The organism is Isoptericola sp. NPDC057191 (assembly GCF_042670225.1).
Taxonomy (GTDB): domain Bacteria; phylum Actinomycetota; class Actinomycetes; order Actinomycetales; family Cellulomonadaceae; genus Isoptericola.
On record NZ_JBHUWC010000009.1, the window covers coordinates 41187 to 52273 of the forward strand.

General features: G+C 72.9%; 6 protein-coding genes. All 6 read left to right on the forward strand.

Annotated elements, in window-relative coordinates; genetic code table 11:
* The first annotated feature begins 38 nt into the window (after nucleotides 1–38).
* The 6 genes from trpB to pyk all read left to right on the forward strand — a co-directional run bounded on the left by trpB (nucleotide 39) and on the right by pyk (nucleotide 11042).
* The gene (trpB, locus tag ACFT55_RS03230; RefSeq protein ID WP_380241404.1) at nucleotides 39–1388 is read left to right on the forward strand and encodes a tryptophan synthase subunit beta; all 1350 of its coding nucleotides are present in this window, start codon (nucleotides 39–41) and stop codon (nucleotides 1386–1388) included.
* Nucleotides 1385–2272 (forward strand): tryptophan synthase subunit alpha, encoded by an 888-nt coding sequence (trpA, locus tag ACFT55_RS03235; RefSeq protein ID WP_380241406.1) that lies wholly within the window; start codon nucleotides 1385–1387, stop codon nucleotides 2270–2272. The genes trpB and trpA overlap by 4 nt, the downstream gene beginning before the upstream one ends.
* The gene (gene lgt, locus ACFT55_RS03240; RefSeq protein WP_380241408.1) at nucleotides 2269–3360 is read left to right on the forward strand and encodes a prolipoprotein diacylglyceryl transferase; all 1092 of its coding nucleotides are present in this window, start codon (nucleotides 2269–2271) and stop codon (nucleotides 3358–3360) included. The genes trpA and lgt overlap by 4 nt, the downstream gene beginning before the upstream one ends.
* A 121-nt stretch (nucleotides 3361–3481) precedes the next feature.
* Nucleotides 3482–8050 carry a glutamate synthase large subunit gene (gltB, locus tag ACFT55_RS03245; RefSeq protein ID WP_380241410.1) on the forward strand — a complete coding sequence of 1523 codons (4569 nt, stop codon included), beginning with the start codon at nucleotides 3482–3484 and terminating at the stop codon, nucleotides 8048–8050.
* On the forward strand, nucleotides 8043–9515 hold the full coding sequence (locus tag ACFT55_RS03250) for a glutamate synthase subunit beta (protein ID WP_380241412.1): 1473 nt from the start codon (nucleotides 8043–8045) through the stop codon (nucleotides 9513–9515). Before gltB ends, ACFT55_RS03250 begins: the two co-directional genes overlap by 8 nt.
* Nucleotides 9516–9602: 87 nt before the next feature.
* Nucleotides 9603–11042, forward strand: coding sequence for a pyruvate kinase (gene pyk, locus ACFT55_RS03255; RefSeq protein WP_380241414.1), 1440 nt, complete (start codon nucleotides 9603–9605; stop codon nucleotides 11040–11042).
* Nucleotides 11043–11087 lie beyond the last annotated feature (45 nt).

Below are 11087 nucleotides of genomic sequence, written 5' to 3' on the forward strand. Positions count from 1 at the left end.
CCGAGGTCCTGCCGACCGGTACCCTCGGACGACCCTTCATGCAGACCCGCCGAGCGGTGACGACGAGAGACGGAGGACCCGTGCCCGAACAACCCGTACGGGAGGCGCTGACCGAGACCCTGGCGCACCAGGTGCTCGGGCGGCTGGCGGACGTCGAGGGCCCGTACTTCGGGCAGTTCGGCGGCCGATTCGTGCCCGAGGCCCTGATCGCCGCGCTCGACGAGCTCGAGACCGAGTACCGCAAGGCGCTGGGCGACCCCGCCTTCACCGACGAGCTGGCCCGGCTGCACCGTGAGTACACCGGCCGTCCGTCGCCCCTGACGGAGGTGCCCCGGTTCGCCGCGCACGCCGGCGGCCAGCGGGTCTTCCTCAAGCGCGAGGACCTCAACCACACGGGGTCGCACAAGATCAACAACGTGCTCGGCCAGGCGCTGCTGGTCAAGCGGATGGGCAAGACCCGCGTGATCGCGGAGACCGGCGCCGGCCAGCACGGCGTCGCCACCGCCACCGCGGCCGCCCTGCTCGACCTCGAGTGCGTCGTGTACATGGGCGAGGAGGACACGCAGCGCCAGGCGCTCAACGTCGCCCGGATGCGGCTGCTCGGCGCCGAGGTGATCCCGGTCAAGATCGGGTCGCGCACCCTCAAGGACGCGATCAACGAGGCGCTGCGCGACTGGGTGGCCAACGTCGAGACCACCCACTACCTGCTGGGCACGGTCACGGGGCCGCACCCGTTCCCGGAGATGGTGCGCGAGTTCCACCGCATCATCGGCGAGGAGGCGCGCGCCCAGATCCTCGAGCGCGCCGGGCGCCTGCCCGACGTCGTCGCGGCGTGCGTGGGTGGCGGGTCGAACGCGCTGGGCATCTTCAACGCCTTCCTCGACGACGAGGGCGTCGCGCTCTACGGGTTCGAGGCAGGCGGCGAGGGCGTCGAGTCCGGTCGGCACGCCGCGCGGTTCTCCGGCGGCGCCCCGGGCGTGCTGCACGGCGCCCGCTCCTACCTGCTGCAGGACGACGACGGCCAGACGCTGCCGAGCCACTCCGTCTCGGCGGGCCTGGACTACCCGAGCGTGGGGCCGGCGCACTCGTGGCTGCACGACCTGGGCCGGGCCACGTACGAGCCCGTGACCGACGACGAGGCCATGGAGGCGTTCCGCCTCCTGTGCCGCACCGAGGGGATCATCCCCGCGATCGAGTCCGCGCACGCCCTCGCCGGGGCGCTGCGCGTCGGCCGGGCCGCCGCGGAGGCGGGTCGCACCGACGAGATCGTCCTGGTGAACCTGTCGGGTCGCGGCGACAAGGACGTGGCGACCGCGGCGCGCTGGTTCGGGCTGCTCGACGAGCAGGCCGACCCCGACGCCCCGGGGACGCCGGAGGGGGACCAGTGAGCACCAGCACCGACGCCGCACCGACGGCCGTGTCGCCGGCGGGCTCGCCCACGGCCGCGCGGCTCGACGCCCTGCGTGCCGAGGGGCGCGCTGCCCTCGTCGGCTACCTGCCCGTCGGCTTCCCCGACGTGGACCGCTCGGTCGAGGCGGTCCTGGCGATGGTCGAGGCCGGGGTGGACGTCGTCGAGATCGGCGTCCCGTACACCGACCCCGTCATGGACGGGCCCGTGATCCAGCGTGCCGCGGAGTCGGCGCTGGCCGGCGGGGCACGGGTCCGCGACGTCTTCCGCGTGGTGGAGGCCGTGGCCGAGAGCTCGGGCGGCCGGGTGCCGGCCCTCGTGATGACGTACTGGAACGTGGTGCTGCGCCAGGGTGTCGACGCGTTCGCGCGCGACCTCGCCGGCGCCGGCGGCGCGGGCCTCATCACTCCCGACCTGATCCCCGACGAGGGCAAGGAGTGGATCGCCGCCTCTGACGCGCACGGGCTCGACCGCGTCTTCCTCGTCGCCCCCAGCTCCACCCCCGAGCGGCTGGCGCTGACCGCGCGCGCCTCGCGCGGCTTCGTGTACGCGGCGTCGACGATGGGTGTGACCGGAGCGCGGGCCCAGGTAGGCCCGCGGGCCGAGCAGCTCGTCGCGGACACCCGCGCGGCCGGCGCCGAGCACGTGTGCGTCGGTCTCGGCGTCTCGACGGGCGACCAGGCGGCGGAGGTCGGCCGGTACGCCGACGGCGTCATCGTCGGGTCGGCCTTCGTGCGCCCGCTGCTCACCGACCAGCCCTGGTCGCAGCGCCTCGACGCCCTGCGGGCGACGGTGGCGGACCTCGCCGACGGCGTGCGCCGGTCGCGCCGGGAGCCGGCCCTGCCCTCGGAGGAGCGTCCGTGAGCCCCGTGATCCTCGCGGCGTCCGTGCACGCCGCCGTCCCGAGCCCGCCGCAGCACACCTGGTACCTGGGCCCGGTCCCGATCCGGGCGTACGCGCTCGCCATCCTGGCGGGCATCGCGGTCGCGATCTGGATCACCACGAAGCGCTGGGTCGCCCGGGGCGGCGTGGCGGACGACGTGCTCGACATCGCGTTCTGGGCCGTGCCGTTCGGCATCGTCGGCGGCCGGCTGTACCACGTGATCAGCACCCCGGAGCCCTACTGGGGCGAGGGCGGGGACCCGGTGCGGGCCCTGTACGTGTGGGAGGGCGGCCTGGGGATCTGGGGCGCCGTCGCGCTCGGCGCCATCGGGGCGCTCATCGGCTGCCGCCGCAAGGGCGTGCGGCTGAGCAGCTTCGCCGACGCCCTGGCCCCTGGCCTGCTCGTGGCGCAGGCGATCGGGCGCCTGGGGAACTGGTTCAACCAGGAGCTCTTCGGTGCCCCCACGACCCTGCCCTGGGGGCTGCGGATCGACCCGCAGTACCTCCCGATCGACCCGTCCACGGGCGCGGCGTACGCCGAGGGGACGCTCTTCCACCCCACGTTCCTGTACGAGCTGCTCTGGAACCTCGCCGCGGCGGCGTTCCTGGTCTGGCTCGACCGTCGGTACAGGCTCGGTCATGGGCGGGTATTCTGGGCCTACGTCGCGCTCTACACTCTCGGCAGGGTGTGGATCGAGATGCTCCGCATCGACACCGCCGAGCACGTGCTCGGGCTGCGTCTGAACGTGTGGACGTCGATCATCGTGGGCCTCGGGGCCCTCGTCGCGTTCGTCCTCATCGGCAGGCGTCACCCGGAGCGGGAGGACGGGGTCGAGCTGCCGGGTCGCGGACGCGGCGGGCAGGTGGGGGAGCAGGACACCCGGGACGGGTCGGCGCAGGCCGACGCGGACGACCAGCAGAACACCGAGCTCGACACCTCGAGCACCGCGCACGCCGGGGCCGCCACGGGCGCCCCCGGCCGGGACGACCGCCGCGACAGCGGTGGCGGCCCGCACCGTGCCGACGCGGACGGCGCCGGACCCGACCAGGGTCCGGCCGGCCGCGCCTGAGGCGACTCCCACCCGGGGTACCACCCGGGCGGGGCGTCTGATGTTTCCGACGGGCCGACGACGTCCCGACCACCATTGAGCATGACGCGCCCGCGTGCGGGCGTGCAGGAGGACGGTGTTGATGACCACGCCGCAGCATCGGGTCGCGCGGCCCTCGGCCCAGGGCCTCTACGACCCCACGGCAGAGCACGACGCGTGCGGTGTCGCGTTCGTCGCGACCCTGCGAGGGACGCCCGGCCGAGACATCGTGGACGCAGGCCTGACGGCCCTGCTGAACCTCGACCACCGCGGAGCGGTGGGCGCCGAGGAGAACAGCGGTGACGGGGCAGGGATCCTCACGCAGATACCGGACGCCTTCGTCCGCGACGTCGTCGCGGCGGAGCTCCCGCCCGCCGGCCACTACGCGATCGGCATGGCCTTCCTGCCGCAGGACGTCGCCGAGGCCGACGCCCTCGCGCGCCAGTTCGAGGCGATCGCGGCGGAGGAGAAGCTCGACGTGCTCGCGTGGCGCGACGTGCCGGTGACGGCCGACCTGGTCGGCCCGACGGCACGCGCGTCGATGCCCCTGTTCCGGCAGGTCGTCGTCGCGGCGCCGTCGCGCGAGCTGGCGGGCCTCGAGCTCGACCGGCGCACGTACCGCCTGCGCAAGCGCGCGCAGCACGAGCTGGACCTGTTCCTCGCGTCCCTGTCGAGCCGCACCCTGACGTACAAGGGCATGCTCACGACCGCGCAGCTCGAGCCGTTCTTCCCGGACCTGTCCGACCCGCGCTACGCGTCGGAGATCGCGCTGGTCCACTCGCGCTTCTCCACGAACACGTTCCCGTCGTGGCCCCTGGCGCAGCCGTTCCGGCTCGTGGCGCACAACGGCGAGATCAACACGGTGCGCGGCAACCGCAACTGGATGGCCGCCCGCGAGGGGACGCTGGTCAGCGAGGAGCTCGGCGAGCTCACGTCGCTCCTGCCGGTGTGCACGGAGGGCTCCAGCGACTCCGCGAGCCTCGACGAGGTGCTGGAGCTGCTCCACCTGGGCGGGCGCTCCCTGCCCCACGCGGTGCTGATGATGCTCCCGGAGGCGTGGGAGAACCACGCCGAGATGGACCCCGCGCGCCGGGCGTTCTACCAGTACCACGCGAACCTCATCGAGCCCTGGGACGGGCCCGCCTGCCTCACGTTCACGGACGGCACGCTCATCGGTGCGGTCCTGGACCGCAACGGGCTGCGCCCGGGGCGCTACTGGGTCACGGAGGACGGGCTCGTCGTGCTCGCGTCCGAGGCCGGTGTCCTCGACCTCGACCCGGCCACGATCGTGCGCAAGGGTCGCCTGGAGCCGGGCCGCATGTTCCTGGTCGACACCGCCCAGGGACGGATCGTCGAGGACGACGAGCTCAAGTCGCAGCTCGCCGCCCAGCGCCCCTACGCGCGCTGGATCGAGGAGAACTCGATCTCGCTCGAGTCGCTGCCCGAGCGCGAGCACGTGGCGCACAGCCCGGCCTCGGTGCAGCGGCGCCAGCGGGCCTTCGGCTACACCTCCGAAGAGCTCAAGATCATCCTGACCCCGATGGCGAACCAGGGCGCGGAGCCCCTCGGCGCCATGGGGTCGGACACGCCGGTGGCCGTGCTCTCCAGCCGGCCGCGCCTGCTGTTCGACTACTTCACGCAGATGTTCGCGCAGGTGACCAACCCGCCGCTGGACGCGATCCGCGAGGAGCTCGTCACGTCGATCGGCGGCGCGATCGGTCCCGAGCCGAACCTGCTGTCGGACGACCCGAAGCACGCGCGCAAGCTCGTGCTGCCGTTCCCGGTGCTCGACAACGACGAGCTGGCCAAGATCGTGCGCATCGACCGCGACGAGCGCCTCGAGGGCGAGTTCCGGGCGCACATGGTCCGGGGCCTGTACGAGGTCTCGGGCGGCGGACGTGCGCTCCAGGCCCGCCTCGAGGAGATCTTCGCCGAGGTCGACGCCGAGATCGAGGCGGGGGCCACGCACATCGTGCTTTCCGACCGTGACTCGGACTCCGAGCTGGCGCCGATCCCGTCGCTGCTGCTCACGAGCGCCGTGCACCACCACCTCCTGCGCCGGCAGACCCGCACGCGGATCTCGCTGGTCGTCGAGGCGGGGGACGTGCGCGAGGTGCACCACGTCGCGCTCCTCATCGGCTACGGCGCGGCGGCGGTCAACCCGTACCTCGCCATGGAGACGGTCGAGGACCTCGCGCTGCGCGGGTACCTCGACGTCAGCCCCGAGAAGTCCGTCGCGAACCTCATCAAGGCCCTCGGCAAGGGCGTGCTCAAGGTGATGAGCAAGATGGGCATCTCGACGATCATGTCGTACCGGGGCGCCCAGATCTTCGAGGCCGTCGGGCTCTCGCACGAGCTGGTGGACGACTACTTCACGGGGACGACCAGCCGGCTCGCCGGCATCGGGCTCGACGTCATCGCGGCCGAGGTCGCGGCGCGCCACGCCGAGGCGTACCCGGCGTCGGGCAACCACAAGCCCCACCAGCGCCTCACGAGCGGCGGCGAGTACCAGTGGCGCCGGGACGGCGAGGAGCACCTGTTCGACCCGGAGACCGTGTTCCGGCTCCAGCACGCCACGCGCACGGGCCGGATGGACATCTTCCGGCAGTACACGCGTCGCGTGGACGAGCAGTCGCGCCGGCTCATGACGCTGCGCGGCCTCCTGCGGTTCACGCCCGACCGTGAGCCGGTCCCGATCGACGAGGTCGAGCCGGTCAGCGAGATCGTCAAGCGGTTCAACACCGGTGCGATGTCCTACGGGTCGATCTCGGCCGAGGCCCACGAGACCCTCGCGATCGCCATGAACCGTATCGGCGGACGGTCCAACACCGGTGAGGGGGGCGAGGACCCGGAGCGCCTGTACGACCCCGAGCGTCGCTCGCGGGTCAAGCAGATCGCGTCCGGCCGGTTCGGCGTGACGAGCGAGTACCTCACGCACGCGGACGACATCCAGATCAAGCTCGCCCAGGGCGCGAAGCCGGGCGAGGGCGGCCAGCTGCCCGGCCCCAAGGTGTACCCGTGGGTCGCCCGGACGCGGCACTCCACGCCCGGCGTCGGCCTCATCTCGCCGCCGCCGCACCACGACATCTACTCGATCGAGGACCTGGCGCAGCTGATCCACGACGCCAAGAACGCCAACCCGTCGGCCCGTGTGCACGTGAAGCTCGTCTCCGAGTTCGGCGTCGGCACCGTGGCCACGGGCGTGTCCAAGGCGCACGCGGACGTCGTGCTCATCTCCGGCCACGACGGCGGTACGGGCGCGAGCCCGCTGACGTCGCTCAAGCACGCGGGGACGCCCTGGGAGATCGGCCTGGCCGAGACCCAGCAGACCCTCGTGCTGAACAACCTGCGCGACCGCATCGTGGTGCAGGTGGACGGCCAGATGAAGACCGGGCGCGACGTCGTCGTGGCCGCGCTGCTGGGCGCCGAGGAGTTCGGCTTCGCCACGGCGCCGATGGTGGTCTCCGGCTGCGTCATGATGCGCGTCTGCCACCTCGACACCTGCCCGGTGGGCGTCGCGACGCAGAACCCGGAGCTGCGCAAGCGGTTCACGGGCAAGCCCGAGTTCGTGGTGAACTTCTTCGAGTTCATCGCGCAGGAGGTCCGCGAGCACCTGGCGTCGCTCGGCTTCCGCTCGATCGAGGAGGCCGTGGGTCACGTCGAGGCGCTCGACACCCGCAAGGCCGTGGACCACTGGAAGGCAGAGGGCCTGGACCTGGCCCCGGTGCTCGCTGCACCGTCGGCGGCGGACGGCGCCGTCCTGCACCAGGCGGTGACGCAGGACCACGGCCTGGCCAAGGCGCTCGACAACCAGCTGATCGACCAGGCGCGGCCCGCGCTCGAGGACGCGCTGCCGGTGCGGATCGAGCTGCCCGTGCGCAACGTCAACCGGACGGTCGGCACGATGCTCGGCCACGAGGTGACCAAGCGGTACCGCGGCGCCGGCCTGCCGGACGACACGATCGACGTCACCCTCACGGGCTCCGCCGGCCAGTCGCTCGGCGCGTTCCTCCCGCACGGTGTGACGCTGCGCCTGTACGGCGACGCCAACGACTACGTCGGCAAGGGCCTGTCGGGCGGCCGCATCGTGGTCCGCCCGGACCGTTCGGCCGTGCTCGAGGGTGCTGCCAACGTGGTGGCGGGCAACGTCATCGGCTACGGCGCGACCTCGGGCGAGATCCTGCTGCGCGGTCGCGTCGGCGAGCGTTTCGGCGTGCGCAACTCGGGCGCCACGCTGGTCGTGGAGGGCGTGGGCGACCACGGCTGCGAGTACATGACCGGTGGCACCGTGCTGGTGCTCGGCCCGACGGGCCGCAACTTCGGCGCGGGCATGTCGGGTGGTGTCGCGTACGTGCTCAACCTGCGCGACGTGGCGATGAACACGCAGTCGGTGGCCGCGGGCGAGCTCCAGGTGGGGCCGCTCGACGACGCCGACTGGGACAGCGTGCGCGCCCTGCTGGAGCGGCACCTCGCGGAGACCGGCTCGCCCGTGGCGGCCGAGCTCCTCGAGGACGACGGCGCGCGGGCGCGGTTCTCGCGGGTGCTGCCCGCGGGCTGGGCCCGCGTGCGGGCGGCGCTGGCCGAGGCCGAGGCCGCCGGGAAGACGCTGGGCGAGGGCGACGACTTCGACCCGGCGATGTGGGAGCAGATCATGGAGGTGGCGCGTGGCTGACCCCCGCGGATTCCTGAAGGTGCGGGAGCGCGAGCTCCCGCCGAACCGCCCGGTCGAGGTGCGGCTGCGTGACTGGAAGGACACGCACGCCCACCGGGAGGACGGGCAGCCGTTCCTCAAGGAGCAGGCGGGACGCTGCATGGACTGCGGCATCCCGTTCTGCCACCAGGGCTGCCCGTTGGGCAACCTGATCCCGGAGTGGAACGACCTGGTGTGGCGCGGTCAGTGGGCCGACGCCGTGGAGCGTCTGCACGCGACCAACAACTTCCCCGAGGTCACCGGTCGCGTCTGCCCGGCGCCCTGCGAGACCAGCTGCGTGCTCGGCATCAACCAGCCCGCGGTGACGATCAAGAACGTCGAGGTCTCGATCATCGACGAGGCGTTCGCCCGCGGCCTGGTCACGCCCCAGGTCCCGCAGCGCCTCACGGGCTCGACCGTGGCCGTGGTGGGGTCCGGCCCCGCGGGCCTGGCGGCGGCCCAGCAGCTGACCCGGGCGGGCCACACCGTCGTCGTGTACGAGCGCGACGACGCCATCGGTGGCCTGCTGCGCTACGGCATCCCGGACTTCAAGCTGGAGAAGCTCCACATCGAGCGCCGGCTGGCGCAGATGGAGGCCGAGGGCACCCGGTTCCGCCCGGGCGTCGCCATCGGGCGTGACATCACGTGGGACGCGCTGCGCCGCCGGTTCGACGCCGTCGTGGTGGCCACCGGCGCGACCGTGCCGCGCGACCTGGCGCTGCCGGGCCGCGACTTGCCGGGCATCCACTTCGCGATGGACTTCCTCACGCCGGCGAACAAGGCCGCGGCGGGGAACCCTGTCGAGGGCGCCCCGACGGCCGAGGGCAAGCACGTCGTGATCATCGGCGGCGGCGACACGGGCTCGGACTGCCTGGGCACCTCGCTGCGCCAGGGTGCGGCGAGCGTGACGACCCTGGCGATCGGCAAGAAGCCGCCGCTCGAGCGTCCGGCGGGCCAGCCGTGGCCGACCGACCCGATCGTGTTCGAGGTCTCCACGTCTCACGAGGAGGGTGGGGAGCGCAGCTACCTGGCCTCGACGGTAGAATTCGTGGGCGGCGAGGACGGGAACGTCCGGGCCCTGCGGGTCGCGGAGACGGAGTACCTGCCGGACGGCCGCCGGGTGCCCCGGGCGGGCACCGAGCGGGAGATCCCCGCCGACCTGGTCCTGATCGCGATGGGCTTCACCGGTCCGGAGACGGACGAGCTGGTCACCCAGACCGGCGCGGAGCTCACCACCCGCGGGCTGGTCCGGCGCGGCGACGACTACGCCACCAGCCTGCCCGGCGTGTACGCGACGGGCGACGCGGGTCGCGGGCAGTCCCTGATCGTCTGGGCGATCGCGGAGGGCCGTGCGACGGCGGCCGCGGTCGACGCCTACCTGCAGGGCAGCAGCGAGCTGCCCGCGCCGGTGGGCCCGCGGACGGTCGCGCTGCTTGTAAAATACTAACACCCAAGACCCCGTACCGGGTGGCCGAGCGCCCCCCGGGGGCCGCCCCGGCTCGCGCCGGGGCGGATCGACGACGAGGCTGGAGACATGCGCAGAGCGAAGATCGTGTGCACCATCGGACCCGCGACGGCGTCGCCGACCAAGCTCCGTGAGCTGGTCGACGCGGGCATGGACGTGGCCCGGATCAACCGGAGCCACGGGGAGCAGGCCGAGCACGAGGCCGTCTACCACGGTGTACGAGAGGCGGCGAAGGAGTCCGGCCGCAACGTCGCAGTCCTCGTCGACCTCCAGGGCCCCAAGATCCGGCTCGGCCGGTTCGCGGGCGACCAGAAGCACTTCCTGAACGAGGGCGACACCTTCACCATCACCACGGAGGACGTGGAGGGGACGAAGGAGCTCGTCTCGACGACCCACAAGGGCCTGGCGAAGGACGCCCGCGTCGGCGACCCGCTCCTCATCGACGACGGCAAGGTGCGCGTGCGCGTCACCGCCGTCGAGGGCCCGCGCGTCGTGACGACCGTCGAGGTCGGCGGCCCGGTCTCGAACAACAAGGGCATCAACCTCCCGGGCGTCGCGGTCTCCGTGCCGGCGCTCTCGGAGAAGGACACCGACGACCTGCGGTGGGCGCTGCGCCTCGGCGCGGACATCATCGCGCTGTCGTTCGTGCGGTCCGCCAAGGACTACGACGACGTCGCGGCGATCATGGCGGAGGAGGGCCGCACGGTCCCCGTCGTCGCCAAGATCGAGAAGCCGCAGGCGGTGGAGAACCTGGAGGAGGTCGTCGCGGCCTTCGACGGCTTCATGGTGGCGCGCGGCGACCTCGCCGTGGAGATGCCGCTGGAGCAGGTCCCGCTGGTGCAGAAGCGCATCGTGGAGCTCGCCCGCCGCAACGCCAAGCCGGTGATCGTCGCCACGCAGGTGCTGGAGTCGATGACCACCAGCCCGACGCCGACGCGCGCCGAGGCGTCCGACTGCGCCAACGCGGTGCTCGACGGCGCGGACGCGGTCATGCTCTCGGGCGAGACGAGCGTCGGTGACTACCCGATCGTCACGGTCCAGACGATGGCCCGGATCATCGAGGCCACCGAGGAGATGGGCCGCGAGCGCATCGCCCCGCTCGGCTCGTCGCCGCACACCCGCGGTGGCGTCATCACGCGGGCGGCGGCCGAGATCGGCGACTCGCTGGGCGTGAAGTACCTCGTGACCTTCACCCAGTCGGGCGACTCGGCGAAGCGCATGTCGCGCCTGCGCTCGGGCATCCCCCTGCTCGCCTTCACGCCGGAGGAGAGCGTGCGCAGCGTGCTCGCGCTCACCTGGGGCACCACCACCTACCAGGTGCCGAAGGTCGACAGCGTCGACGCGATGGTCGGCCAGGTGGACTCGACCCTGCGCGCCAACGGGCTCGCCGAGCCGGGCGACCGCGTCGTCATCGTCTCGGGTGCTCCCGTGGGCGTTCCGGGGACGACGAACTCGATCCTGGTGCACAAGGTCGGCAGCCACGGCGACCTGTCCGCGATGGCGGAGTGAGCTGACGCGGGCATCGTCCCGCGGACGACGCCGGGGGCGTGCGGC

Excerpts from the sequence above, each read along its gene's own strand:
- pyk (WP_380241414.1), top strand. The coding sequence starts at position 9,603 with ATGCGCAGAGCGAAGATCGTGTGCACCATCGGACCCGCGACGGCGTCG.
- trpB (WP_380241404.1), top strand. The coding sequence starts at position 39 with ATGCAGACCCGCCGAGCGGTGACGACGAGAGACGGAGGACCCGTGCCC.
- gltB (WP_380241410.1), top strand. The coding sequence starts at position 3,482 with ATGACCACGCCGCAGCATCGGGTCGCGCGGCCCTCGGCCCAGGGCCTC.